General features: G+C 62.1%; 25 protein-coding genes. 17 read left to right on the top strand and 8 right to left on the bottom strand.

The annotated features are described in order from the left end of the window. Window positions 1–395: 395 nt before the first annotated feature. Window positions 396–1256, bottom strand: coding sequence for a glycine betaine ABC transporter substrate-binding protein (locus tag B2J77_RS15120; protein WP_058604193.1), 861 nt, complete (start codon window positions 1254–1256; stop codon window positions 396–398). A 196-nt stretch (window positions 1257–1452) separates the two neighbouring features. On the opposite strand from B2J77_RS15120, the gene B2J77_RS15125 reads away from it, so the two are divergent. Then, complete coding sequence (locus B2J77_RS15125) at window positions 1453–3015, top strand: beta (1-6) glucans synthase (RefSeq protein WP_078478951.1); 1563 nt, start codon at window positions 1453–1455, stop codon at window positions 3013–3015. Between the two features lie 47 nt (window positions 3016–3062). Here B2J77_RS15125 and B2J77_RS15130 read toward each other — a convergent pair whose 3' ends face one another. Then, window positions 3063–3416 carry a hypothetical protein gene (locus tag B2J77_RS15130; RefSeq protein WP_078478952.1) on the bottom strand — a complete coding sequence of 118 codons (354 nt, stop codon included), beginning with the start codon at window positions 3414–3416 and terminating at the stop codon, window positions 3063–3065. Between the two features lie 188 nt (window positions 3417–3604). On the opposite strand from B2J77_RS15130, the gene B2J77_RS15135 reads away from it, so the two are divergent. Then, window positions 3605–4903: a serine/threonine protein kinase gene (locus B2J77_RS15135; protein ID WP_058604190.1), complete on the top strand. Its 1299-nt coding sequence runs from the start codon at window positions 3605–3607 to the stop codon at window positions 4901–4903. After that, window positions 4896–5723 carry a VacJ family lipoprotein gene (locus B2J77_RS15140; RefSeq protein ID WP_058638036.1) on the top strand — a complete coding sequence of 276 codons (828 nt, stop codon included), beginning with the start codon at window positions 4896–4898 and terminating at the stop codon, window positions 5721–5723. The genes B2J77_RS15135 and B2J77_RS15140 overlap by 8 nt, the downstream gene beginning before the upstream one ends. 42 nt (window positions 5724–5765) lie before the next feature. On the opposite strand, the gene B2J77_RS15145 is transcribed toward B2J77_RS15140, so the two are convergent. Next, a complete protein-coding gene (locus tag B2J77_RS15145) occupies window positions 5766–6701 on the bottom strand; it encodes a lipid A biosynthesis lauroyl acyltransferase (protein WP_058604188.1) in 936 nt (311 codons plus the stop codon). Between the two features lie 111 nt (window positions 6702–6812). On the opposite strand from B2J77_RS15145, the gene minC reads away from it, so the two are divergent. From minC to B2J77_RS15175, 7 genes are all read left to right on the top strand, one after another. Next, entirely contained in the window at window positions 6813–7571 is a 759-nt protein-coding gene (minC, locus tag B2J77_RS15150) for a septum site-determining protein MinC (RefSeq protein ID WP_078478953.1), read from the top strand. A gap of 100 nt (window positions 7572–7671) precedes the next feature. Continuing rightward, a complete protein-coding gene (gene minD / locus B2J77_RS15155) occupies window positions 7672–8484 on the top strand; it encodes a septum site-determining protein MinD (protein WP_012313198.1) in 813 nt (270 codons plus the stop codon). 3 nt (window positions 8485–8487) lie between these two features. Next, window positions 8488–8742: a cell division topological specificity factor MinE gene (minE, locus tag B2J77_RS15160; protein WP_009682849.1), complete on the top strand. Its 255-nt coding sequence runs from the start codon at window positions 8488–8490 to the stop codon at window positions 8740–8742. 147 nt (window positions 8743–8889) lie between these two features. Further along, a complete protein-coding gene (locus B2J77_RS15165; protein WP_058638035.1) occupies window positions 8890–9525 on the top strand; it encodes an RluA family pseudouridine synthase in 636 nt (211 codons plus the stop codon). 187 nt (window positions 9526–9712) lie between these two features. After that, window positions 9713–11002 (top strand): M18 family aminopeptidase, encoded by a 1290-nt coding sequence (locus B2J77_RS15170; RefSeq protein ID WP_058604185.1) that lies wholly within the window; start codon window positions 9713–9715, stop codon window positions 11000–11002. Window positions 11003–11144: 142 nt separating this feature from the next. Beyond that, on the top strand, window positions 11145–11312 hold the full coding sequence (locus tag B2J77_RS21535) for a hypothetical protein (protein WP_167339350.1): 168 nt from the start codon (window positions 11145–11147) through the stop codon (window positions 11310–11312). A gap of 44 nt (window positions 11313–11356) precedes the next feature. After that, window positions 11357–13510, top strand: a complete 2154-nt coding sequence (locus B2J77_RS15175) for a mechanosensitive ion channel family protein (protein ID WP_058604184.1) — start codon at window positions 11357–11359, stop codon at window positions 13508–13510. A gap of 54 nt (window positions 13511–13564) precedes the next feature. Here B2J77_RS15175 and B2J77_RS15180 read toward each other — a convergent pair whose 3' ends face one another. Continuing rightward, window positions 13565–14278, bottom strand: a complete 714-nt coding sequence (locus B2J77_RS15180) for a UTRA domain-containing protein (RefSeq protein WP_058638034.1) — start codon at window positions 14276–14278, stop codon at window positions 13565–13567. Between the two features lie 325 nt (window positions 14279–14603). Between B2J77_RS15180 and B2J77_RS15185 the strand changes: the two genes are divergently transcribed. The 6 genes from B2J77_RS15185 (at window position 14604) to B2J77_RS15210 (ending at window position 19896) form a co-directional block, all read left to right on the top strand. Then, entirely contained in the window at window positions 14604–15665 is a 1062-nt protein-coding gene (locus tag B2J77_RS15185; protein WP_078478954.1) for an ABC transporter substrate-binding protein, read from the top strand. 147 nt (window positions 15666–15812) lie between these two features. Beyond that, entirely contained in the window at window positions 15813–16619 is an 807-nt protein-coding gene (locus B2J77_RS15190) for an alkaline phosphatase family protein (RefSeq protein WP_078478955.1), read from the top strand. Further along, window positions 16616–17455 (top strand): ABC transporter permease, encoded by an 840-nt coding sequence (locus B2J77_RS15195; protein WP_058604180.1) that lies wholly within the window; start codon window positions 16616–16618, stop codon window positions 17453–17455. The genes B2J77_RS15190 and B2J77_RS15195 overlap by 4 nt, the downstream gene beginning before the upstream one ends. Next, the gene (locus B2J77_RS15200; RefSeq protein WP_078478956.1) at window positions 17445–18239 is read left to right on the top strand and encodes an ABC transporter permease; all 795 of its coding nucleotides are present in this window, start codon (window positions 17445–17447) and stop codon (window positions 18237–18239) included. Before B2J77_RS15195 ends, B2J77_RS15200 begins: the two co-directional genes overlap by 11 nt. Window position 18240: 1 nt before the next feature. Then, entirely contained in the window at window positions 18241–19230 is a 990-nt protein-coding gene (locus B2J77_RS15205) for an ABC transporter ATP-binding protein (RefSeq protein ID WP_058638033.1), read from the top strand. A gap of 12 nt (window positions 19231–19242) precedes the next feature. After that, entirely contained in the window at window positions 19243–19896 is a 654-nt protein-coding gene (locus B2J77_RS15210; RefSeq protein ID WP_058604177.1) for an HAD family hydrolase, read from the top strand. Window positions 19897–20020: 124 nt separating this feature from the next. Here the strand turns inward: B2J77_RS15210 and B2J77_RS15215 are convergent, their stop codons facing one another. Beyond that, window positions 20021–20983, bottom strand: a complete 963-nt coding sequence (locus B2J77_RS15215; RefSeq protein ID WP_078478957.1) for an NAD(P)H-quinone oxidoreductase — start codon at window positions 20981–20983, stop codon at window positions 20021–20023. A 142-nt stretch (window positions 20984–21125) separates the two neighbouring features. Between B2J77_RS15215 and B2J77_RS15220 the strand changes: the two genes are divergently transcribed. Further along, the gene (locus B2J77_RS15220) at window positions 21126–23207 is read left to right on the top strand and encodes a carboxy terminal-processing peptidase (protein WP_178102743.1); all 2082 of its coding nucleotides are present in this window, start codon (window positions 21126–21128) and stop codon (window positions 23205–23207) included. A 157-nt stretch (window positions 23208–23364) separates the two neighbouring features. Here B2J77_RS15220 and B2J77_RS15225 read toward each other — a convergent pair whose 3' ends face one another. From B2J77_RS15225 to B2J77_RS15235, 3 genes are all read right to left on the bottom strand, one after another. Continuing rightward, on the bottom strand, window positions 23365–23733 hold the full coding sequence (locus B2J77_RS15225; protein WP_058638030.1) for a hypothetical protein: 369 nt from the start codon (window positions 23731–23733) through the stop codon (window positions 23365–23367). Beyond that, complete coding sequence (locus B2J77_RS15230) at window positions 23730–24071, bottom strand: helix-turn-helix domain-containing protein (protein WP_058638029.1); 342 nt, start codon at window positions 24069–24071, stop codon at window positions 23730–23732. The genes B2J77_RS15225 and B2J77_RS15230 overlap by 4 nt, the downstream gene beginning before the upstream one ends. A 125-nt stretch (window positions 24072–24196) precedes the next feature. Continuing rightward, on the bottom strand, window positions 24197–24637 hold the full coding sequence (locus tag B2J77_RS15235) for a YkvA family protein (protein WP_058604173.1): 441 nt from the start codon (window positions 24635–24637) through the stop codon (window positions 24197–24199). Between the last annotated feature and the right edge of the window lie 294 nt (window positions 24638–24931).

Genomic DNA, 24931 nt, shown 5'->3' on the forward strand with positions numbered 1-24931 from the left:
GGTGATGCAGGTGGGCCTGCGGTGTAATCGGCATTCGAAAGAGGTGTGATTGTCGCAGATTTGGTTATTGCTTGCTGGGGGTGCTTGAAAGGTTGGGCTGGCGGGTCGGTTTGAGGGTTCAGTTTCTCTCGGCGGGGCTGGAGCTGGCGGGTGCGCAGGTGATGGGCGGCGACTTGGGTGGGGGCAGGGATTTGCGAACTGGCTGAGGTCGCCTGAACCGCTTTGCGTCCGTCGCGGCGAGGGTGTCAGTATTTTTGTGTGCGGGCCGGTAGCGGCCTGTCGTCAGGCAGACCCTCATATTCATCACGTTGGCCGGGTGAGCCGACCCCCGAACAAAACCGCTCGAACGCTTACGGCTCGAACGGCTTTGTTTCAGGGATCACCGCACAGGCAATTTACTTGCCCGTCCACTCCTTCACTCGCTCTGGGTGCTTGGCCACCCAGTCCTTGGCGGCCGCTTCGGGCTTGGCGCCTTCCTGGATAGCCAGCATCACCTCGCCGATCTCATCCTTGGATTGCCAGCTGAACTTCTTCAGGAACTCGGCCACTTCCGGGGCCTTGGTGGCCAGCTCCTTGCTGCCGATGCTGTTGACGGTCTCAGCAGCGCCATACACGCCTTTGGGGTCTTCGAGGAACTTGAGTTTCCATTTGGCGAACATCCAGTGCGGGACCCAGCCAGTCACGGCGATGGACTGCTGCTTGGCGTAGGCACGGCCCAGCTCGGCGGTCATCGCAGCACCGGAACTTGCCTGCAGCTTGTAGCCGGTCAGGTCGTAGTCCTTGATCGCCTGATCGGTCTTGATCATGACACCGGAACCCGCATCGATGCCGACGATTTTCTGCTTGAACGAGGAATCGGTCTTCAGGTCAGCGATGCTCACCGCCTTGACGTACTCAGGCACGATCAGGCCAATCTTGGCATCCTTGAAGTTAGCGCCGTAGTCGACCACGTTGTCCTTGTTCTTGGCCCAGTACTCACCATGGGTCACCGGCAGCCATGCCGACAGCATGGCATCGAGCTTACCGGTGGCCACGCCCTGCCACATGATGCCCGTGGCCACGGCTTGCAGCTTCACATCGTAGCCAAGCTTCTGCTTGATCACCTCGGCGGCCACGTTGGTGGTAGCCACACTGTCTGCCCACCCATCCACGTAACCAATGCTGACTTCTTTGGCCATGGCCTGTGCGCCGCTCAAGGCCAGTGCCAGGGCGGTACCCACGCCCAGGAAACGACGCATTTTTGTTGAAGTAGCCATCAAAGCATTCCCTCGTCAGGTCTTGGAGATTCCATCATCTGCCTGCAACCAAGCCAGACCTGATCCAAGTACGACGCCCAGGCGCTCATACGCGACAGCACTGTGCCATTAGCGGCAGCGGCATGGACCTGCCTGCGCGATCCTTGCATGCCAAAGGTTTGGCGCCGGGCTACTATTGGCCCTTTTGCCCCCGACGATGGACCGCCCGATGCCCAGTTCCCCCCGCCTGCTGACATGTCTATATACCCTTGCCTGCCTGATCGGTCTGCTCGGGCTCGGTGGGCTCTGGTACGGGCTGGGCAGACCGGTGAACCTGCCCGACGCCGCCAATGCCACGCACAAGCTGCAGTGCGCATCCTATACCCCGTTCGACAAAGACCAGTCGCCCTACGACCAACCCATGCAACTGCGCCCGACGCGCATGGACGCCGACCTGGCCCTGCTCGCTGAGCGATTCCAGTGCATCCGCACCTATTCCATGAGCGGTCTTGAGGCTATCCCGGCGCTGGCGCGCAAGCATGGCCTGAAGGTGATGCTCGGGGCCTGGGTCAATGCCCACCCGGCCGATACCGACCGGGAAGTCGCGCTGCTGATCGCCGCCGCCAACGCCAACCCCGATGTGGTCAGCGCCGTCATCGTGGGTAACGAGACCTTGCTGCGCAAGGAAGTCACCGGCAAACGACTGGCCGAGTTGATTGCGCGGGTCAAGCGTCAGGTAAGCGTGCCGGTCACCTATGCCGATGTGTGGGAGTTCTGGCTGCAGCACCCTGAGATCGCGCCTGAAGTGGACTTTCTCACCATTCACTTGCTGCCGTATTGGGAAGACGAGCCACGGGGCATCGACGATGCGCTGGCCCATGTCGCCGACATACGCCGGCAGTTCGGCGAGCGCTTCGCGCCCAAGGACATCCTGATCGGTGAAACCGGCTGGCCCAGCGAAGGCCGACAGCGTGAAACCGCCCTGCCCAGCCGGGTCAACGAGGCGCGCTTCATTCGCGGCTTCGTCGCCATGGCCGAGCACAATGGCTGGCGCTATAACCTGATCGAAGCGTTCGACCAGCCCTGGAAACGCGCCAACGAAGGTGCCGTGGGTGGGTATTGGGGCCTATACGATGCCGATCGGCAGGACAAGGGCATCCTCGAAGGGCCCGTCAGCAACTTGCCCGACTGGCCCACTTGGTGGCTGGGGTGCGCGGCGCTGGCAGCGCTGATGCTGTGCATGGCCGGGCGACCCCGCACACGCACAGGCGCGTGGGCCATGCCGCTGCTGGCCATGTTCGGTGCGGCGTGTCTGGGCCTGTGGGGCGAGTTGATGCGCAGCCACGCTCGTTTCGCCCCGGAGTGGGTGTGGGCAGGGCTGTTGGCGGGGTTGAACGTGCTGGTATTGGCCCGGGCACTGCTGCATCTGGCCCAGCCGCCAGGCGTACGCGGGCGCTGGTCTGACTGGCTGCAAAAGCGGGACGGCGGGTTGCTGCTGGCCGGCTTTGCAGGCGCCGTGAGCACATTGGCAATGGTGTTCGACCCCCGCTACCGCAGTTTTCCCAGCGCAGCGTTGGCCTTGCCAGCCCTGGTGTTCGTGCTGTGGCCCGTGCTGACACGGCGACGGGAGGCTACCTTGCTGGCAGGTATCATCGGCCTTGGCATACTGCCGCAGCTATTCATCGAAGGGCTGAACAGCGGACAGGCCTGGCGCTGGGCAGCCGTGAGCGCGCTGATGACTACTGCCCTGTGGCGCAGCCTGAGGCTCGGCCGCGCCTGATACCTCTTTCCGTCAGCGTCACGGAGCGCCCCCTGGCGGGCGCTCATTTACCTGACCAGACGCAGCCCCGCCAGCACCAATGCGAATACAGCGATGCTCGCGGTGTACAGCACCAATGCTGGCACTGCGAATAACAGGGCAATGCCGGCCAGCCATTTACCAGTCCGCCCCTTTAGCAGCCAGCCAAGCGCTGCCAGGGCCAGCCCGACCCAGGCCAGGACCTGGTGGTGAATACCCAACCCCAGCAATGCCCGAAACTCGCACTGCCAATAGGCTGCTGGCTGAGTGCACAACCCTACCCACTGCCCGTCCTCCATCAGCCCGTAGCGCACGCCATAGCTGGCAGCGAGCCAGAGCCCGACGAACATCAGCAGTAATGCGCCAGGTAACGTGCGACCCATTCATTTCTCCACGGTGATTGATCGAAAAAATCCATGATCGCCTACGCCACGGTCTAAGGCAAAATACCTCGCCTACCTCGACGTTCAGATAACAGGCACACCAAAGGCCATCACGCCCGGCAACTTTGCCACGGCCATCGTGGTCTTAGCTTGCACACGCGCCACCTTGCGTTCTTTTGGGGGATTACATGCTTCGTTCTTTGCGCCTCGCTGCCGTTCTTGGCAGCCTGCTCATGGCTGTGGCCGCTTCTGCGCGGGATATCGACGCCGCGAGCTATGGCTACCCCCTGACCAACCCGTTCGAGGCGACCATCGCCACGACGCCGCCGGACCAGCGCCCGATGCTGCCCAGCGATGACGAGATCGACCAGTCCGACTACAGCCTCACCTTGCGCCCCGAGCGTGAATTCACGCTGCCGGACAACTTCTGGGCGGTCAAGAAACTCAAGTACCGCATGGCCCAACAGGACCACGCCGCCCCGTTGATCTTCATCATTGCCGGCACCGGTGCGTCCTACAGCAGCAGCATCAACGAATACCTTAAAAAGCTGTACTACAAGGCCGGCTTCCACGTGGTGCAGCTGTCCTCGCCTACCAGCTACGATTTCATCAGCGCAGCGTCGCGCTTCGCCACACCCGGCATCAGCCAGGATGACGCCGAAGACATGTACCGGGTGATGCAATCGGTCCGCGCCCAGCACCCTCGCCTGCCCGTGACCGAGTTCTACCTGACCGGCTATAGCCTGGGCGCCCTCGATGCGGCCTTCGTCAGCCACCTGGATGAAACCCGGCGCAGCTTCAACTTCAAGCGTGTGCTGCTGCTCAACCCACCCGTGAATCTCTACACCTCGATCAACAACCTGGACAAGCTGGTGCAGACCCAGGTCAAGGGGATCGACCGGAGCACCACGTTCTATGAGCTGATGCTGGAAAAACTCACGCGCTACTTCCAGGAAAAGGGCTTTATCGACCTCAACGAAGCGCTCTTGTACGATTTCCAGCAGTCGCGCCAGCACTTGTCCAACGAACAGATGGCCATGCTCATCGGCACCTCGTTCCGTTTCTCGGCCGCCGATATCGCCTTCACTTCCGACCTGATCAACCGTCGCGGCCTGATCATCCCACCGAAGGTGAAGATCACCGAAGGCACGAGCCTGACGCCCTACTTCAAGCGTGCCTTGCAGTGCGATTTCGATTGCTACATGACCGAACAGGTCATCCCGATGTGGCGTGCCCGCACCGGTGGGGGCACCATCCTGGAGCTGACCAATCAGGTGAGCCTGTACGCGCTGGCCGACTACTTGCAAAACAGCCCCAAGATCGCCGTGATGCACAATGCCGACGACGTCATTCTCGGCCCAGGCGATATCGGGTTCCTGCGCAAGGTGTTCGGTGATCGCCTGACCCTTTATCCCCATGGTGGCCATTGCGGCAACATCAACTACCGCGTCAACAGTGACGCCATGCTGGAGTTCTTCCGTGGTTAACAAACTGCTCTTTGCCACGGCCCTGCTTGCCGCAGGCCATACCCTGGCCGCCGAGACCGCACCCAGAGCCAGCGTCGTCGAGGCTGATCCGCAGGTGATCGGCACCGCCCCACTGGCCCCGGAAGCCGACGGCTTCCTGGATCCGTTGCGCGAGTTGAAATTCAACCCGGGCCTGGACCAACGTGAATTCGAGCGCTCTACCCTCGAAGCGCTGAACGTCTACGACCCGCTCGAGTCGATGAATCGCCGCATCTATCATTTCAACTACCGCCTGGACCAATGGGTGCTGCTGCCGCTGGTCAATGGCTACCAGTACGTCACCCCGCGTTTTCTGCGCAGTGGGGTGACCAACTTCTTCAACAACCTGGGGGACGTGCCCAATCTGTTCAACAGCGTGCTGCAGCTCAAGGCCAAACGCTCGGCCGAGATCACGGCACGGCTGATGTTCAACACAATCATCGGGGTAGGCGGTTTGTGGGACCCGGCGACCAAGATGGGCCTGCCGCGCCAGAGCGAGGATTTCGGCCAGACCCTGGGCTTCTATGGCGTGCCGGCAGGCCCTTACCTGATGCTGCCGCTGTTGGGCCCTTCGAACCTGCGCGACACCGCTGGGCTGGTGGTGGATTATTCCGGCGAGCAGGCGATCAACTACCTGGACATGGCCAAGGTCAGCCGCGAAAATCCGGAATTCTTCGGCCTGCGGGTCATCGACAAGCGCTACACCACCAACTTCCGCTACGGGCAGATGAACTCACCGTTCGAGTATGAAAAGGTGCGCTACGTCTATACCCAGTCGCGCAAGCTGCAGATCGCCGAGTAATCTGGCAGCGCCACTGCCGTCACGGCAGCGGCGCGGTCGCTTTCAACGCCTTTTCTTTTCGTACAGCCTTGGGGCCCCGTCCGGTCGGGACTTGAACCGGCGGTGGGCCCACAGGTACTGCTCGGGGCATTCGCGCAGCACCTGCTCTACCCACTGGTTGATCCGCAGGCAGTCAGCCTCTTCGCTTTCACCGGGGAAATCGCTCAACGGGGGATGAATCACCAACCGATAGCCGCTGCCGTCTTCGAGTCGCTTCTGCGTGAACGGAATGACCTGGGCGCGGCCCAAGCGCGCGAACTTGGTGGTGGCCGTGACCGTGGCTGCCGGGATCCCGAACAAGGGCACGAACAGGCTTTGCTTGGCGCCGTAGTCCTGATCGGGCGCGTACCAGATCGCGCGGCCGGCGCGCAGCAGCTTAAGCATGCCCCTGACATCCTCGCGCTCCACGGCCAGTGAGTCCAGGTTATGCCGTTCGCGTCCGCTGCGCTGGATGAAATCGAACAGGGCATTGCCATGCTCGCGGTACATGCCGTCGATGGTGTGACGCTGGCCGAGCAAGGCCGCGCCGATTTCCAGGGTAGTGAAGTGCACCGCCATCAGGATCGCCCCCTGCCCCGCCTGCTGGGCGGCCTGCAAGTGCTCGAGCCCCTCGACATGCGCCAGGCGCGCCAACCGCGCCTTGGGCCACCACCAGCTCATGGCCATTTCGAAGAAGGCGATGCCGGTCGAGGCGAAGTTGGCCTTGAGCAAGCGCTGCCGTTCGTCCGCCGACCGTTCGGGGAAGCACAGTTCCAGGTTGCGCGCGGCGATACGCCTGCGCTCACCGGCAAAGCGGTACATGATCGCGCCTAACGCCGCACCCAGTTTGAGCAGTACACGGTAGGGCAACTGCACCACCAGCCACAGCAGCCCCAGACCCAGCCACAGGCCCCAGAACTTGGGATGAAGGAAATAGGGACGAAAACGCGGGCGATCCATTGAAGCTTCCAGCAAGACATGGGCCGCGCATTCTACAACGGATCGGCTCATGTTGCGGGCAACCGGTCTTATCGTTATAAGTCAGGGCACTTTTTCCGCAACAAGCCGTCTATGCAGACCATGAGCCCAAACCACACCTCCGACACTCCCTCCGTGTTCCAGCTCAAGGGCAGCATGCTTGCCATTACCGTTCTGGAACTGGCGCGCAATGACCTTGAAGCCCTTGATCGCCAGTTGGCGGCCAAAGTGGCCCAGGCGCCGAACTTCTTCAGCAATACGCCGTTGGTGCTGGCGCTGGACAAGCTGCCGGCCGGCGAAGGTGCGATCGACCTGCTTGGCTTGATGCGCATCTGCCGCCACCATGGCCTGCGGACCCTGGCCATTCGCGCCAACCGCATCGAAGACATAGCCGCGGCCATCGCCATCGATCTGCCGGTGCTGCCCCCGTCCGGCGCCCGCGAGCGGCCACTGGAACCCGAGCCCGAGGCCAAGAAGCCCGAGCCGGCCCCTGCCCCGCCACCGGTGCTCGAACCCGAGGTACGCGCCACGCGCATCATCACCGCCCCGGTACGTGGCGGCCAGCAGATCTACGCCCAAGGGGGGGACCTGGTGGTCACCGCTTCGGTCAGCCCGGGTGCGGAACTTCTTGCCGATGGCAACATCCATGTGTACGGCGCCATGCGCGGCCGTGCCCTGGCAGGTATCAAGGGCAATACCAAGGCGCGTATCTTCTGCCAGCAGATGACCGCTGAAATGGTCTCCATTGCCGGCCAGTACAAAGTGTGCGAAGACTTGCGCCGCGATCCGTTATGGGGCGCTGGCGTACAAGTCAGCCTGTCTGGCGACGTGTTGAACATCACCCGTCTTTAACGGATACTTGCCAGCATTTTTAGAGCAACTTTTTTATCGTTGCCGTTATTTCAGTTATTTGCAGGGACTTGCGTCCCGATCATTTTAGGGGTGAAACACCTTGGCCAAGATTCTCGTGGTTACTTCCGGCAAAGGGGGTGTGGGCAAGACCACCACCAGCGCCGCCATCGGTACCGGCCTCGCACTGCGTGGCCACAAGACGGTCATCGTCGACTTCGACGTGGGCCTGCGTAACCTCGACCTGATCATGGGCTGCGAACGCCGTGTGGTTTATGACTTCGTCAACGTGGTCAATGGCGAAGCCAACCTGCAACAAGCCCTGATCAAGGACAAGCGCCTGGAAAACCTGTACGTGCTGGCGGCCAGCCAGACCCGTGACAAGGACGCCCTTACCCAGGAAGGCGTCGAGAAGGTCCTGATGGACCTGAAGGAGCAGTTCGAATACGTGATCTGCGACTCGCCGGCCGGTATCGAGAAAGGTGCCCACCTGGCCATGTACTTCGCCGACGAGGCCATCGTGGTCACCAACCCCGAAGTGTCTTCGGTTCGTGACTCCGACCGCATGCTCGGCATTCTGTCGAGCAAGTCGCGCCGCTCGGAAAACGGCGAAGAGCCGATCAAGGAACACCTGCTGATCACCCGTTACCATCCCGAGCGCGTCGTCAAGGGCGAAATGCTGAGCGTGGCCGACGTGGAAGAGATTCTCTCGATCAAGCTCAAGGGCGTGATTCCCGAATCGCAGGCGGTGCTCAAGGCATCCAACCAGGGTATCCCGGTCATTCTCGATGACCAGAGTGATGCCGGCCAGGCGTACAGTGACGCAGTCGACCGCCTGCTGGGCAAAGAGAAGCCGATGCGCTTCATCGATGTACAGAAGAAGGGATTCTTCGAGCGCATTTTCGGGAGCAAATAAACCATGAACCTTTTTGACTTCTTTCGTGGCAGACAGAAACAGACCAGCGCGTCGGTGGCGAAAGAGCGTCTACAGATCATCGTGGCGCACGAGCGCGGACAACGCAGCGAACCGGACTATCTGCCCGAGTTGCAGAAGGAACTGCTGGAAGTGATTCGCAAGTATGTGAACATCGGCAATGACGATGTGCACATCGAGCTGGAAAACCAGGGCAGCTGCTCCATTCTTGAGCTGAACATCACCCTGCCGGATCGCTGATCCGGCAGGGAGCCGGGGCTGCGCTGCAGCCATTCGCGGCACGAGGCCGCTCCGACAAGGGATCGCACTCCCCTGTCGGAGCGGCCTTGCCGCATATGGGGTGCAGCACCGCCCCGCTTTTTCTCCTGATTCAACAGAGACCACGCAATGCCGCTGTCGACCATTCAGATCCTTCACGAAGACGCCGCTATCCTGGTGATCAACAAGCCGACGCTGCTGCTGTCGGTCCCTGGCCGGGCTGAAGACAACAAGGATTGCCTGATCACCCGTCTCCAGGAAAACGGCTATCCCGACGCGCTGATCGTGCATCGTCTGGACTGGGAGACGTCGGGCATCATCCTGCTGGCCCGTGATGCCGACAGCCACCGCGAGCTGTCGCGCCAGTTCCATGACCGGGAAACCGAGAAGGCCTACACCGCCCTGTGTTGGGGGCAGCCGGCACTGGACAGCGGCAGCATCGACCTGCCACTGCGGTATGACCCACCCACCAAGCCACGCCACGTCGTGGATCATGAACAAGGCAAGCATGCGCTGACGTTCTGGCGGGTGGTGGAACGTTGCGGCGAGTACTGCCGTGTGGAGCTGACACCGATCACAGGGCGCTCGCATCAACTGCGTGTGCACATGTTATCGATCGGCCACCCACTGCTGGGTGATCGGCTGTATGCCAACCCTCAGGCCTTGGCCGCCCACGAGCGGCTGTGCCTGCATGCATCGATGCTCAGCTTTACCCACCCGTTGTCCGGTGAACGCCTCAAATTCGAGTGCCCGGCGCCGTTTTGATCGGGCATGGCTGTGTCTTTGCAGTCCATCAGAGCTGCCGGCGCTGCCCTGACCAACTGTGATACGGGCTGAGGCGCTGTGGCCGGTGTGCGGCCTGTAGCCATCCAGCCAAGTGCGCAACCCACAGCCCGACACCGCTCGGCGACTCAATACGCTAAACTCGCGCCACTGCTGTCTGGAGTGAACTATGCGCGATGTACTCAATGCAGGCCTGATCGATTTTCTCAAGGCCTCCCCTACTCCCTTCCACGCCACCGCCAGCCTGGCCCTGCGCCTGGAGGCCGCTGGCTACCAGCGCCTGGACGAGCGCGAGAGCTGGTCCGTCGTGTCAGGCGGGCGCTATTACGTCACCCGTAACGATTCCTCGATCATCGCGATCAAGATGGGCAGGCAGGCACCGCTGCTCAACGGCATCCGCATGGTCGGCGCCCACACCGACAGCCCCTGCCTGCGGGTCAAGCCGCAACCGGAACTGCAGCGCCAGGGCTTCTTGCAGCTGGGCGTGGAGGTGTATGGCGGGGCCCTGCTGGCGCCGTGGTTCGACCGCGACCTGTCGCTGGCGGGCCGGGTCACCTACCGCCGTGACGGCAAGGTGGAAAGCCAGCTTGTCGACTTCAAGCTGCCGATCGCGGTCATCCCCAACCTGGCCATCCACCTCAACCGTACCGCCAACGATGGCTGGCATATCAACCCGCAGACCGAACTGCCACCGATCCTGGCGCAAGTGGCCGGTGACGAGCGCATCGACTTTCGCGCCCTGCTGACCGAACAACTGGCGCGCGAGCACCAACTCAACGCCGACGTGGTGCTGGACTACGAGCTGAGCTTCTACGATACCCAGGACGCCGCGCAGATCGGGCTCAATGGCGACTTCATTGCCGGTGCCCGCCTGGACAACCTGCTGTCGTGCTACGCCGGGCTGCAAGCCCTGCTGGCCGCCGACAGCGATGAAACCTGCATCCTGGTGTGCAACGACCACGAGGAAGTCGGCAGCAGCTCGGCCTGCGGCGCAGACGGGCCGATGCTCGAGCAGACCTTGCAGCGCCTGTTGCCCGACGGCGATGCCTACGTGCGCACCATCCAGCGCTCGTTGATGGTTTCGGCCGACAATGCCCATGGCGTGCACCCGAACTATGCCGACAAGCACGACGGCAACCATGGCCCGAAACTCAACGCAGGGCCGGTGATCAAGGTGAACAACAACCAGCGCTACGCCACCAACAGCGAAACCGCCGGCTTCTTCCGCCACTTGTGCATGGCCGAGGAAGTACCGGTGCAGAGCTTCGTGGTACGCAGCGACATGGGTTGCGGCTCGACCATCGGGCCCATTGCGGCCAGCCACCTTGGCGTGCGGACGGTCGACATCGGGCTGCCGACCTTTGCCATGCACTCCATTCGCGAGCTGTGCGGCAGCCATGACCTGGCGCACCTGGTGAAGGTCCTGACAGCGTTCTACCGCAGTCACGACCTGCCGTGAGCCACGCAGAGCGCCGCGGTGCTACACACCCGGCGCCAACAGACCGCACTGCTGCACATGGCCTACACGTTCGCCTCAGGCAGGCCGGGCCGGGGGTTAGCGACTATGCTAATGGCATGTCTCACTGCAAAGGACTGTCGCCATGTCACCCTTCCTGGCCCTGCTGATCCCCGTCTGCGCATCCCTGCTGCTGCTCACCCTCGGGTTCGGCCTGCGCGAGCGCGATGTTGGCGTGCTGATGATGTGGGCAGGCACCCTGGGCATCTTCGGCCTGACCTGCTGGAAGATCCTGGAGAAACTGCCGTCATAAACCTCTACACTCGGGCAATCGTTTGACCTGAGGTAGATCTGCCCGTGCCTGCCCTTCTGCGTTACCTGCTTGTCCTGCTGTTGCTGTCCATCGGCCCTGTACACGCAGCAGGCCTGCCCGGCCTTCTCGGTTCCAGTGCTCCCGCCCAGCCCGAGGCTTCCGAGCCGCTGGGCAAATCCCTGGACGAGGTGATCAAGAGCCTTGAGAACGACCAGCAGCGTGCCAAGCTCCTGGCCGACTTGAAAAAGCTGCGCGACGCCACGCAGAAGTCACAACCGAGCGTTGAGCAAGGCGTGCTCGGCTTGATCGGTGGCGCCCTGCACGATTTCGAAAAGCAGTTCACCGGCGAGGCCAACCCGTTCCAGCGCTGGGGCATGGAGATCGACCAGGCCCAGGAGGAACTGGCGGCCTTGATGGTGCCGGTTCACCAATGGCCCGCGATCCTGTTCGGCTTTGCAGCAGTGATTGCGGTGTGGAGCGTGCTGGCATTCGCCTTCAACTGGGTGGGCCATCGGGTTCGCCTGCGGTTCGGCCTGAGCGAAGAACTGCCCCAACATCCCCGCACCTGGGACCTGGTCCGCTTCGCCCTGCGCAAGCTGGGCCCGTGGTTGGTTGCGCTGGTGTTCACGGTGTACCTGAGCTTCGTACTGCCCCCGTCGCTGGGTAAATCGCTGGCCATGGTGCTGGCGTATGCCCTGGTGGTGGGCACCTGCTTCTCGGCCATCTGCGTGATCGCGTTTTCCCTGCTGGACGGCCCACACCGCCACCGGGCATTGCACATCCTGCGCCACCGGGCATTCCGGCCCTTGTGGCTGATCGGCAGCTTTGCCGCCTTCGGCGAGGCCATGAGCGACCCGCGCCTCACCGCTGCGCTGGGCATACACCTGGCCCATGGGGTGGCCACCTTGGCCAACGTCGTCGCCGCGGTGTGCACTGGCCTGTTCATCCTGCGTTTTCGCCGGCCCATCGCCCACCTGATCCGCAACCAACCCTTGTCGCGCCGCCTGACGCGACGAACCCTGAGCGACACCATCGAGATCCTGGGCAGTTTCTGGTTCATTCCGGCGCTGATTCTGGTGGCCATCTCCCTGTTCGCCACTTTCGTCTCGGCCGGTGACACCAGCACGGCGCTTCGCCAGTCACTGATGTGCACGGTGCTGGTCGTGGTGTGCATGGTGCTCAATGGCCTGGTGCGCCGCCACGCCGCCAACCCCAAGCGCGCCGGCAAACGCCATGCGGTGTATGCCGAGCGGCTGCGCAACTTTGGCTACTTGCTGGTGCACCTGTTCATCTGGCTGGTGTTCATCGAACTGGGTCTTCGAGTCTGGGGACTGTCGATGATCAGCTTCGCCGAAGGCGACGGGCATGACATCAGCCTGCGCCTGATGGGCCTGGCAGGCACGCTGATCGTCGCCTGGCTGGTATGGATCCTGGCCGACACGGCGGTACACCATGCGCTGGTCCGCTCGCGCCGCGGCATGGCCAACGCCCGGGCGCAGACCATGATGCCGTTGATCCGCAACGTGATGTTCGTGTTCATCTTCATCATCGCGGTGATCGTGGCCCTGGCCAACATGGGCATGAACGTGACGCCGCTGCTGGCCGGTGCCGGTGTCATCGGCCTGGCGATCGGCTTCGGTGCCCAGTCACTGGTGGCCGACCTGATCACCGGGCTGTTCATCATCATCGAGGACTCCCTGGCCATCGACGACTATGTGGATGTCGGCGGCCACCTGGGTACGGTGGAAGGCCTGACTATCCGCACCGTGCGCCTGCGGGACATCGATGGCATCGTGCACACCATTCCATTCAGCGAAATCAAAAGCATCAAGAACTACTCCCGCGAATTCGGCTACGCGATCTTCCGCGTGGCGATCCCCTACAACATGAACATCGACCAGGCGATCACGCTGGTGCGCGAGGTCGGTCAGAAGCTGCGCAGCGATCCGCTGATGCGGCGCAATATCTGGTCGCCACTGGAACTGCAAGGGGTGGAGAGCTTCGAGTCGGGGTCAGCAGTGTTGCGCGCCCGCTTCAAGACGGCGCCGATCAAGCAGTGGGAAGTGTCGCGGGCTTTCAACCTGGCACTCAAGCGCCAGCTCGACGAAGCCGGCCTGGACCTGGCAACGCCCAGGCTGTCGGTGCAAGTGGTAACGGCCGGCGCAGGCGCCCTGACACAAGCCGAGGCGTCCAGTTGAAGTCGATTGGCCACGGATCGTGGCCACGCCGGCGCCCCCCGGGAGGCCGCCCGGCTAGCCTGCCTGTGCCCTGATACAAATGGCGTCATGGCGCCAGTATTCCAGGTCGCAGTCGATCAGCTGCCCATGCTGGTCGCTGTTGACCCGGGTGATCTGCAGCCCCGGGCTGCCCGCTGACACCCTCAACGCTCCGGCCGCCTGCACGGGCAATGCGGTGGGCAAGATCTCGAAGCACACCTGCCCGTAGTGCAGACCGTATTGGCGCTCATAGATTTCAGTCAATGACTGCGCCAGGTCGTGTTCGAGGATGGCCGGGAAGTAACGCGGATTGAGGTAGTGCTCGGCGTACAGCACCGCCCTGCCGTCGATACGCCTGAGCCTACAGATGCACACCACACTGGACAACGCCGGCAGCTGCAGCCGCGCGCAGATGGCCGCCGAAGCCGGCTGCAGCCGAGCCGACAGCAGCTCGGTACTGGCAGCCCGACCCTGCTCACGCACCATTGCATGGAAGTGGCTGCGCGCGATGAGGTCATAGCTCAAGCGCTCGGGGGCGACGAACCAGCCCCGCCGCTCTTCGCGATAGATCAAGCCCCTTGCCTCCAACTGCACCAACGCCTCGCGCAGGGTGATACGCGTGGTGGCGAAGAGTTCGCTGAGCCGGCGCTCGGCGGGCAGCTTGCCGCCCGGCGCCAACAGGCCGTGCTCGATCTGCTCCTCAAGGGCGTTACAAATGGCTGTTACCGCGCGCGGTGGCATTGGCTGCATCAAAGGTTACCTATCTGGACTAGGCCAGCCCCACGACAGGGCACCGGGCACTGGGTGCAAGCCTAGGCAGGGCTGATGAACATCCCGTGACAAGCCTGCCCGGCTAGTGCTGCCAGAAACGGGCCAGGCCTTGTGAGGCCCGGCTCCCAGGTGGTCTACGCTGTACTGCCAGAAGCCGCGATCAGGCAGCAGGACCTGGGGCTACATCAAATTGTCACGCTACCGGCCTACCTTGGCTCAAGGTTTGCTGACCTAGACCAAGGCTGCAGACAACGGCTTCATACATAACAGCGTTCGGTCGATGCACCCACCCAAGGAGCTACGGATGAAAAAGTTGTTCATGGCGTCACTGCTCGGTTCGGCAATCGCGTTCTGCACGTCGGCCATGGCCGCCGATGACCTCAAGGCACTGGAGGATGCCGCCCGCAAGGAAGGCACGGTCAATAGCGTGGGCATGCCCGATGCCTGGGCCAACTGGAAGGACACCTGGCAGGACCTGGCCAGCAAATACGGGCTCAAGCACAGCGACACCGACATGAGTTCGGCCCAGGAAATCGCCAAGTTCGAGGCGGAAAAAGACAATGCCAGTGCCGACATCGGCGACGTGGGCGCAGCGTTCGGGCCCATTGCCATTGCCAAGGGCGTAAGCCAGCCGTACAAGCCAAGCACCTGGGACCAGGTGCCAGCGTGGGCCAAGGACAAGGATGGCCATTGGGCGCTGGCCTACACCGGCACCATCGCGTTCATCATCAACAAGGACCTGGTCAAGGAATCAGAACGGCCCAAGACCTGGCACGACCTGGAACGCGGCAAGTACAAGGTGGCCATCGGTGATGTCGGCACCGCCGCCCAGGCCGCCAACGGCGTGCTGGCCGCCGCCATCGCTTACAAGGGCGATGAGAGCAACGTGGCCCCAGGCCTGCAACTGTTCACCAAACTGGCCCAGCAAAAACGCCTGTCCCTGGCCAACCCGACCATCCAGACCCTGGAAAAGGGCGAGGTGGAAGTGGGCGTGGTCTGGGACTTCAATGGCTTGAGCTACCGCGATCAGATCGACCCCAAGCGCTTTGAAGTGCTGATCCCATCGGACGGCTCAATCACCTCGGGCTACACCACCATCATCAACAAGTACGCCAAGCACCCCAATGCAGCGAAACTGACGCGTGAATACATCTTCAGCGATGCCGGGCAGATCAACCTGGCCAAGGGGCACGCACGCCCGATTCGCGCCGAGCACCTGAAGCTGCCGGAGGATGTGCAGGCCAAATTGCTGCCCAACGAGCAATACGCGCCTGCGCAACCGATCAAGAATGCCGAAGTGTGGGAAGCGACCTCCAAGAAGCTGCCGCAGTTGTGGCAAGAACAGGTAATCATCGAAATGGAATGAAGCAGGCAAACTGGCCTGCCAACTGCCATGCGGGTCGTCCTGCCTGCGTGGCAGCCCTAGCGAGCCGGCGTCGCGCCAGCAGTAACCCCCTGGCGCGGCGCCGCGCACTGCAGGCGCCCTCTCCCCGATGTTTTTGCGGAGTCATCAATGAGCCACAACGTCATCCTGGTGCTGTTGGACGGGCTGAACTATCAGGTTGCCCACCACGCCATGGGCCATTTGCACGCCTATGTCGAGGCTGACCGCGCCGCGCTTTACTGCATGGAGTGCGAACTGCCATCGCTGTCCCGCCCGCTGTACGAGTGCATTCTCACAGGTGTTCCCCCTATCGACAGCGGCATCGTGCATAACAACGTCAACCGGCTTTCCAACCAGCGCAGCGTGTTCCACTACGCCCGCGAGGCCAACCTGGGCACGGCAGCCGCGGCCTATCACTGGATGAGCGAGCTGTACAACCGCTCGCCTTTCGACCCCCAGCGTGACCGGCATACCCACGCCCCCAAGTTGCCCATCCAGCATGGGTTGTTCTACTGGGACGATCGCTACCCCGATTCACACCTGCTGGCCGACGGCGAATACCTGCGCCGGCGTCATGCGCCCAATTTTCTGCTGGTGCACCCGATGAGCATCGACGATGTGGGCCACCACCATGGGCTGGACAGCAGCCAATACCGCAACGCTGCCCGCAGCGCAGACATCCTGCTGGCCGACTATCTGCCCAAGTGGCTCGACGAGGGCTACCAGGTGCTGGTGACCGCCGACCATGGCATGAACAACGACCGCTCGCACAACGGCCTGCTGGCCGAAGAGCGCGAAGTGCCCTTGTTCGTGTTCGGCGCAGCCTTCAGCCTCGACCCTTCGGCCAAGCCGCTGCAGACCGACCTGTGCGGGACCATCTGCGAGTTGCTCGGCGCCGCTCACGACAAATCGGTCTGCCGGGAGTTGCTCAAATGAGCCAGTCGCCCCGTGGTCGGTACCTGGCATTGTTGTGCCTGGTGCCCTTCGCTGTCGTTTTCGTGGTCTTCCAGATTGCCCCGCTGGCCTGGGTGGCGCTGAGCAGCCTGCAGTCGGAGGCAGGTTGGGGCATGGACAATTTCAGCAAGGTGTTCGCCTCCAAGTTCTACCTGCAAGCCCTGCAACGCAGCCTGGAGATCAGCTTCTGGTCCAGCCTGTTCGGCATCATCATCGCGACCCTGGGCGCCTATTCGCTACGTCAGGTGGACTCACGGCTGCGCGACTTCGTCAGCGCCTTTGCCAACATGACCAGCAATTTTGCCGGCGTGCCGCTGGCGTTCGCGTTCATCATCCTGCTCGGTTTCAACGGCGCATTGACCCTGTTGCTCAAGCAGATGGGCCTGCTGGAAGACTTCAGCATCTACTCCAAGAGCGGGCTGATCCTGGTTTACACCTATTTCCAGATCCCACTGGGTGTCCTGCTGCTGTACCCGGCCTTCGACGCGCTGCGCGAAGACTGGCGCGAGTCGGCTGCGCTGCTAGGTGCTAACCACTGGCAGTTCTGGCGGCACATCGGGCTGCCGGTGCTAGCCCCGGCGCTGCTGGGCACCTTCGTCATCCTGCTGGCCAACGCCCTGGGCGCCTATGCCACGGTCTATGCCCTGACCACCGGCAACTTCAACGTACTGCCCATTCGCATCGCGGGCCTGGTGGCCGGCGACATCAGCCTCGATCCGAACCTTGCCAGTGCCCTGGCGATGGTGCTGGTAGGGCTGATGACAGTGGTCACCGTGGTGCATCAATGGTTGTTGAAAAGGAGCTACCATGCGCGCTGATTCCCGTAGCGGCGGCTGGTACCACCGCGCCGTGGTCTACCTGCTGTTTCTCATTCTGCTGATGCCACTGGCCGGCACCCTGCTCTACTCCCTGGCCACCAGTTGGTCGGCCACTCTACTACCCAGCGGCCTGACCCTGAAGTGGTACGTGGCGTTGTGGAGCGAGCCGCGCTTTCTGGCAGCGTTCGGCCAGTCGTTGCTGGTGTGCGTTGGTGCGTTGCTGCTATCGGTGGTGCTGATCCTGCCGCTGCTGTTCGTGGTGCATTATCACTTCCCCCGGCTCGACGCGTTGATGAATGTCCTGATCCTGCTGCCGTTTGCCGTGCCACCTGTGGTGTCGTCGGTGGGGTTGCTGCAACTGTATGGCAGTGGGCCGATGGCCATGGTGGGGACACCGTGGATCCTGATCGGCTGCTACTTCACCATTGCCCTGCCCTTCATGTACCGGGCCATCACCAACAACCTGCAGGCCATCAACCTGTGCGACCTGATGGACGCGGCGCAATTGCTGGGCGCCAGCACCTGGCAGGCGGCTTTGCTGGTGGTACTCCCCAACCTGCGCAAAGGCCTGATGGTGGCCCTGTTGCTGTCGTTCTCGTTCCTGTTCGGGGAGTTCGTGTTCGCCAACCTGCTGGTGGGCACGCGCTACGAAACCCTGCAGGTCTACCTCAACAACATGCGCAACAGCAGCGGCCACTTCAACAGTGCGCTGGTGATTTCCTATTTCGCCTTCGTGCTGATTTTGACGTGGGTCGCCAATCGCCTGAACAAGGACAAGACCTGAGATGAGCTACGTCAGCGTACGCAACCTGCAAAAAAGCTACGCCGGTAGCCCGGTATTCAGCCAGATCGACTGCCAGATCGAACGGGGCGAGTTCATCACCCTGCTCGGCCCTTCAGGGTGCGGCAAGTCCACGCTGCTGCGCTGCATCGCCGGGCTCACGCCGGTCGACAGCGGGCAGATCCTGCTCGACGGCATTGACATCGTGCCGCAGAGCCCGCAAAAGCGTGGCATCGGTATGGTGTTCCAGAGTTATGCGCTGTTTCCCAACATGACGGTGGAGCAGAACGTTGCCTTCGGGCTGCGCATGCAGAAGGTCAGGGGTGATGAGAGCCAGACAAGGGTGCGAGAGGCATTGCAGCTGGTGGAATTGAATGACTTCGCCGCACGTTACCCTCATCAGTTGTCTGGCGGGCAATGCCAGCGCGTCGCCCTGGCCCGCTCCCTGGTCACCCGGCCCCGACTGCTGTTGCTCGATGAGCCGCTTTCGGCACTCGATGCGCGCATTCGCAAACACCTGCGTGAGCAGATTCGCGCCATCCAGAGGGAACTGGGCTTGACCACGATCTTCGTTACCCATGACCAGGAAGAAGCCTTGACGCTGTCGGACCGCATCTTCCTGATGAATCAGGGCCGTATCGTGCAAAGCGGCGATGCAGAGACCCTCTACACGGCCCCGGTGGACCTGTTTGCCGCCGGCTTCATCGGCAATTACAACCTCCTCGATGCCGACAGTGCCAGCCGCCTGTTGCAGCGCCCTGTCTCCGGGCGTCTGGCCATACGCCCCGAATCCATCACGCTGGGCCTGCACGGCGAACTCGACGCCCAGGTGCGCAGTCACAGCCTGCTGGGCAACGTGATACGTTATCGGGTGCAGGTGCGTGAGGTAGAGCTGGTGGTGGATGTGCTCAACCGCTCGCCGGCCGACCTGCATGCCGATGGGCAGCGGGTCAGCGTGTCGATAGACCCCAGTGCGCTACGGGAAGTGGCTTAAGGAGATGCATGTATGGCGCTAGCCATTTTCGATCTGGACGAAACCCTGATCCACGGCGACTGCGCGTCACTGTGGAGCGAACACATGGCACGGCTGGGATGGGTGGATGGCGAGACGTTCTTGCGCCGTGACCACGCGCTAATGGAGGCCTACGGCAAAGGCGAACTGGCGATGGAAGACTACATGGCGTTCAGCCTGGAGCCGATTGCCGGGCGAACCCTGGAAGAAGTCGCACACCTGGTCGAGCCGTGGGTGGAAGAGGTCATCGAACCGATCATTTTCGGCGATGCCTGCCGCTGCATTGCCGAGCATCGCAAGCGCGGGGACCGGGTGCTGATCATCTCGGCTTCAGGCGTACACCTGGTTGGGCCGATTGCTGCGCGCCTGGGCGTGGACGAATACCTGGCCATCGATCTGGACGCCCACAACGGCGTCTATACCGGCCGGACCCACGGCGTACTCACTTACCGGGAAGGCAAAATCACCCGCTTGCTGGCCTGGCTGGACCAGGAGCAGGAAAACCTGGAGGGCGCGAGCTTCTATTCGGACTCGCGCAATGACCTGCCCCTGTTGCTGAAGGTGGATCACCCTTGTGCCGTGAACCCGGACCCGGTGTTGCGCGAGCATGCGCAAGCTCACGGTTGGCCCATCTTGAGCTGGCACTGAACCCGCGCTCGCTGTTCAGTGCCAAACACTTGCCCTGCCTCCCCTCAAGCCTGCGCTCGGGCAGGCTTAAGGGCCCATCAGGGCGCCATGACGCCAGTGAGCGAGCAGTCAAACGGGTCCGGCACTAGGCCAGGCTTGGGTCGATGATCATGACCAGCTTGCCGGACACCTGGTTGGTCTCGAGTTCGGCGTAGGCTGCCTGGGCGAACTCCACCGGATAGGTATCGACCAACTGCGGTGACAACCGGCCTTCGGCGAACAGCGGCCAGACTTGCTGGCGCAAGTCACTCAACAGTTCGGCCTTGAACGCATCGTCACGGTTGCGCAAGGTCGAACCTGTAATCTGCGCCCGCTTGGCCATGACCTGGGCAAGATCCAGTTCGAACTTGCGTCCACCCATCACGCCAATGATCACCCAGCGCCCGTCGCGGGCCAGCAGCTTGAGGTTGAGCTCGCCATAGCTGGCGCCGACCGGGTCGAGAATCACATTGAATGGGCCGATGGCTTCCAGGTCATCGAGGTTCTGGTTGCGCACAACGCCCCCTGCCGCGCCCAAGGCCTGGCAATACGCCAGTCGCTCGGCTGAACCGACGCTGACCCACACGCTGTTGCCGAACGCTTTGCACAGCTGAATGGCAGCCGACCCCACGCCGCTGGCACCGGCGTGCACCAGCACCTTCTCGCCGGCCTTGACGCCGCCCAGCTGGAAGATGTTCAGCCACGCCGTGGCGTAGACTTCCGGCAGGGCCGCCGCTTCATGCAGACTGAGCCCTTCGGGCACGGGCAGAACGTGCCGCGCATCAACGATCACTTCCTCGGCCATGGCACCGCTGGCCAGCAGTGCGCACACCCTGTCGCCCACCTGCCAGGCTGTCCCGGCCCCCACTTCTGCGATCACACCGGCACATTCCAGGCCCATGTAGGGGCTGGCGCCGGGCGGCGGCGGATAGAGCCCTTTCATCTGCAGCAAATCGGCACGGTTCAACCCCGCAGCCGCGACCCGGATGCGTACTTGTCCTGCATCACACGCAGGACGTTCGGCTTCGACCCAGGTGACATGTCCGTCAACGCCTTGCAATGCCTTCACAGTGCCTCCATAGTTGAATCATATGACCGAGCCTGGGCACCCGTGCCCAGGCTTTTTGCAGTATGCGCCCGGTTTTTATGGAACCGGCGAACGGAAAAGACGGCCTACTATGCGTGATCAATTGCCCCCACGTCGAATCAGCATGAAGCATTTCCTACCTAGCACCGCCCTGGCACTGATGATCGGCCTTGGCAGTCTTACGCTCGGCGGCAATGCGGCGGCCGCCAACAAATGGGATAGTCTGCAACCGGACCGCGACGAAATCGTCGCCAGCCTCAACGTGGTGGAGCTGCTCAAGCGCCATCACTACAGCAAGCCGCCGTTGGATGACGCCCGTTCGGTCATTATCTACGACAGCTACATCAAGCTGTTGGACCCGGCACGCAGCTATTTCACCGCCGCCGACATCGCCGAGTTCGACAAGTGGAAGACGCAATTCGACGACTTCCTCAAAAGCGGCAACCTCGACCCTGGCTTCACCATCTACAAGCGCTACCTGGACCGGGTCAAGCAGCGCCTGGACTTCGCCTTGGCCGAGCTCAACAAGGGCGTGGACAAGATCGACTTCACGGTCAATGAGACCTTGCTGATCGACCGCAAGGACGCGCCTTGGCTCAAGGACCAGGCTGCCCTGGACGAGTTGTGGCGTAAACGCGTCAAGGACGAGGTGCTGCGCCAGAAGATCGCTGGCAAAGAGCCCAAGCAGATTCAGGAAACCCTGATCAAGCGCTACAAGAATCAGCTGGCACGTCTGGATCAGACCCGGGCGGAAGACATCTTCCAGGCGTACATCAATACCTTTGCCCAGTCGTACGATCCGCACACCAACTACCTGTCGCCTGACAACGCCGAAAACTTCGACATCAACATGAGCCTGTCGCTTGAAGGGATCGGCGCGGTACTGCAAAGCGACAACGATCAGGTCAAAATCGTGCGCCTGGTGCCCGCCGGTCCTGCGGCCAAGACCAAGCAGGTCGCGCCGGCTGACAAGATCATCGGCGTAGCCCAGGGCAACAAGGAAATGGTCGACGTCGTTGGCTGGCGCCTGGACGAAGTGGTCAAGCTGATTCGTGGCCCCAAGGGCTCGGTGGTACGCCTGGAAATCATCCCGGCGAGCAACGCCCCCAGCGACCAGACCAGCAAGATCGTGTCGATCACGCGTGAAGCGGTCAAGCTTGAAGAGCAGGCGGCCAAGAAGTCCGTGCTCAAGCTCAAGCAGGACGGGCGTGACTACAAACTCGGCATCATCGAGATCCCGGCGTTCTACCTGGACTTCAAGGCCTACCGCGCAGGTGACCCGGAGTACAAGAGCACCACGCGTGACGTGAAGAAGCTGCTGACCGAGCTGCAAAAAGAGAAAGTCGACGGCGTGGTCATCGATTTGCGCAACAACGGCGGTGGCTCGCTGCAGGAAGCGACCGAGCTCACTAGCCTGTTCATCGAAAAAGGCCCCACTGTACTGGTACGCAACAGCGATGGCCGTGTCGATGTGCTTGAAGATGAAAACCCAGGTGCCTTCTACAAGGGGCCGCTGGCATTGCTGGTCAACCGCTTGTCCGCCTCGGCATCGGAGATTTTCGCCGGCGCCATGCAGGATTATCACCGCGCGTTGATCATTGGCGGCCAGACCTTCGGCAAGGGCACCGTGCAGACCATCCAGCCACTCAACCATGGCGAGCTCAAGCTGACCCTGGCCAAGTTCTACCGCGTTTCCGGGCAGAGCACCCAGCACCAGGGTGTATTGCCGGACATCGACTACCCGTCGATCATCGACACCAAGGAAATCGGCGAAAGCGCCCTGCCCGAAGCGATGCCGTGGGACACCATCCGCCCGGTCGTCAAGCCTGCGGTAGACCCCTTCAAGCCTTACCTGGCCCAGCTCAAGGCTCAACACCAGGCGCGCAGCGACAAGGATGCCGAGTTCATCTACATCCGCGACCGTCTGGCATTGACCCAGAAACTGATGACCGAGAAGACTGTCAGCCTCAACGAGCAGGCACGCCGGGCGCGCCACGATGAAGTCGAGGCCAAGCAGCTGGCACTGGAAAACATCCGCCGCAAGGCCAAGGGTGAAGAACCGCTCAAGGAGCTGAAAAAAGAAGACGAGGATGCACTGCCGGCCGAGGATGAAAACACCAAGCCGGAAGACGACGCCTACCTGTCGGAAACCGGGCGCATCCTGATCGATTACCTCAGCGCCAGCACCAAGGTGGCTAAAAAGTAGCGCCAGACCCTGGGGAGGGACGAATCATTCGCCACCCTCCCTGATGTGTAATCAAAAGCCGGGCTCATTGATGCCCGGCTTTTCTTTTGGGTCATTGATAGGTGCGGCTGGCCAATGACTGGATGGCACAGCGCCGATGAACGCGCGCTGTGCCTGGTCAGGCGGGGTCGGGGTACGTGTATTCGAATACGCGCGCGACCTCAGAGGCATGCCAGGACGCGGCCTCCATGCCATCGACAGGCCCTGTGAAGCGCCCCAGCCGCTCCACGCACTCAAAGAAGCCGGTGCGCGGCAAACGGCTGGCACCCTGGCTGATCACCAGTGAACTGCGCAGGGGTTGTTCGGCACGCGCATCCAGCACCGCCAGGTACTCAAGCGCCGCGGTCAGGGTCTGCATGGCTGGGCTTGGCAGTTGCAAGCGTTCGATGAGCGCTCGGTAAGTCAGCAAATGACGTTGGCGTCGGGCCAGATCCAGCTCGCCCAGCAGGTTGTCCCATTGCTGGCGGCTGATCCTGACCTGACTCATGAAGCCTCGCTCCAGCCAGGCACACCCAAGTGCCAGGCCAGCGCACGGCGAATGGCGGCGTCGGGCTGCCGCTCACCCGATTCGATCATCGCCAGGTAGGCCGGGCTGACGCCTACATTGCGGGCCAGGTGCTCGGCGGCGATACCCTTGTCCCGGCGTATGGCCCCAACGTCGGCAAAGGCAGGCAGGGCGGCGTGCGAGTCGTTTTCTTGCACAGGTGCAGATGCCGGAGTATTCGCTGGGGCCTGCCCTGCCGCTTTGAGCAGCGCTTGGTAGTCTTCCCACGCTACGACGGCATACTCGGGTTGACCGTCCCGGCTGATGACCTGAATATCCATTGCAAAACCCCTTCGAGAGGATTACTGGAGGTAATCCATTGGCGTGTTTCATGTGCCAATTATATGACCAAGTTCAGGATCTTTGCAGTCGAGCCCTTCCAGGGGACCCCTGTGTCACTCACGCCTCAAGGGATTTCACGCTCCAGACGCAGGTCTTCGGGGGTAGCTGGAAGACGCTCTACCACCTGCAGCCGCTCTGGGGACTGGCTGTCTCGCCAGGCCTTGAAGCGCTCCAGTTCATCGGAAACGGTCTTGAGCACCCACCCCAGCACGGCGATGTCATCCAGAAAGCCTACGCCCAGCAACCAGTCAGGGATGGCATCGATGGGGCTGACGAAATACAGCAGGCCGGCAACGATCGTAATCAATGCCTTGCGGTTGATCGCCCGGTATTCGCCACGCCACCAGGCCAGACACAGGGCCTGCATCAACTTCACGTCTTCGCGCAGCTTGCCCAAGCGTGGCCCTTTGCGGGCCACGGCAAACAGCAGCGCTGGCAAGCGCCCACGACTGAGCAGGCGCTCGGCCAGGGGCAGGAAGCGCGCGAAATTCCAAGGTGCATTCATGGTGCCTCCAGACGGAAAAGGTTATCCACATTTATTGTGGATAACCTTGTGAACAGGGGGACGTTTTTGAGCCCGTTGGCCCATAAACAAGGCGCCGGACAAGATCGGGCATTTTTTACACAGCGGTTACAGCTCACTGCGCAGGTCCGCCCCAGGACCGTAATTTCAGACGCAGCTTACAATGGGTGCCTGTCCTTGTTCGGACAGTGTGTGCCGGGGCAGGTTCGAATGGGGTATGCCTGAACACGTAGGTACTGCAAGGCAGCCTCGCCACCGGCTCAGTAGGGCTCTGAG

The organism is Pseudomonas parafulva, from assembly GCF_002021815.1.
Lineage (GTDB): Bacteria > Pseudomonadota > Gammaproteobacteria > Pseudomonadales > Pseudomonadaceae > Aquipseudomonas > Aquipseudomonas parafulva_B.

Coding starts and splice junctions, on each gene's coding strand:
- B2J77_RS15210 (WP_058604177.1), top strand. CDS start 19,243: ATGGCGCTAGCCATTTTCGATCTGGACGAAACCCTGATCCACGGCGAC.
- B2J77_RS15145 (WP_058604188.1), bottom strand. CDS start 6,701: ATGGATCGCCCGCGTTTTCGTCCCTATTTCCTTCATCCCAAGTTCTGG.
- B2J77_RS15120 (WP_058604193.1), bottom strand. CDS start 1,256: ATGGCTACTTCAACAAAAATGCGTCGTTTCCTGGGCGTGGGTACCGCC.
- B2J77_RS15200 (WP_078478956.1), top strand. CDS start 17,445: ATGCGCGCTGATTCCCGTAGCGGCGGCTGGTACCACCGCGCCGTGGTC.
- B2J77_RS21535 (WP_167339350.1), top strand. CDS start 11,145: ATGTCACCCTTCCTGGCCCTGCTGATCCCCGTCTGCGCATCCCTGCTG.
- B2J77_RS15230 (WP_058638029.1), bottom strand. CDS start 24,071: ATGGATATTCAGGTCATCAGCCGGGACGGTCAACCCGAGTATGCCGTC.
- B2J77_RS15135 (WP_058604190.1), top strand. CDS start 3,605: ATGCTTCGTTCTTTGCGCCTCGCTGCCGTTCTTGGCAGCCTGCTCATG.
- B2J77_RS15170 (WP_058604185.1), top strand. CDS start 9,713: ATGCGCGATGTACTCAATGCAGGCCTGATCGATTTTCTCAAGGCCTCC.
- B2J77_RS15165 (WP_058638035.1), top strand. CDS start 8,890: ATGCCGCTGTCGACCATTCAGATCCTTCACGAAGACGCCGCTATCCTG.
- B2J77_RS15195 (WP_058604180.1), top strand. CDS start 16,616: ATGAGCCAGTCGCCCCGTGGTCGGTACCTGGCATTGTTGTGCCTGGTG.
- B2J77_RS15235 (WP_058604173.1), bottom strand. CDS start 24,637: ATGAATGCACCTTGGAATTTCGCGCGCTTCCTGCCCCTGGCCGAGCGC.
- B2J77_RS15180 (WP_058638034.1), bottom strand. CDS start 14,278: ATGCAGCCAATGCCACCGCGCGCGGTAACAGCCATTTGTAACGCCCTT.
- B2J77_RS15185 (WP_078478954.1), top strand. CDS start 14,604: ATGAAAAAGTTGTTCATGGCGTCACTGCTCGGTTCGGCAATCGCGTTC.
- B2J77_RS15205 (WP_058638033.1), top strand. CDS start 18,241: ATGAGCTACGTCAGCGTACGCAACCTGCAAAAAAGCTACGCCGGTAGC.
- B2J77_RS15190 (WP_078478955.1), top strand. CDS start 15,813: ATGAGCCACAACGTCATCCTGGTGCTGTTGGACGGGCTGAACTATCAG.
- B2J77_RS15130 (WP_078478952.1), bottom strand. CDS start 3,416: ATGGGTCGCACGTTACCTGGCGCATTACTGCTGATGTTCGTCGGGCTC.
- B2J77_RS15125 (WP_078478951.1), top strand. CDS start 1,453: ATGGACCGCCCGATGCCCAGTTCCCCCCGCCTGCTGACATGTCTATAT.
- minC (WP_078478953.1), top strand. CDS start 6,813: ATGCAGACCATGAGCCCAAACCACACCTCCGACACTCCCTCCGTGTTC.
- B2J77_RS15220 (WP_178102743.1), top strand. CDS start 21,126: ATGAAGCATTTCCTACCTAGCACCGCCCTGGCACTGATGATCGGCCTT.
- minE (WP_009682849.1), top strand. CDS start 8,488: ATGAACCTTTTTGACTTCTTTCGTGGCAGACAGAAACAGACCAGCGCG.
- B2J77_RS15225 (WP_058638030.1), bottom strand. CDS start 23,733: ATGAGTCAGGTCAGGATCAGCCGCCAGCAATGGGACAACCTGCTGGGC.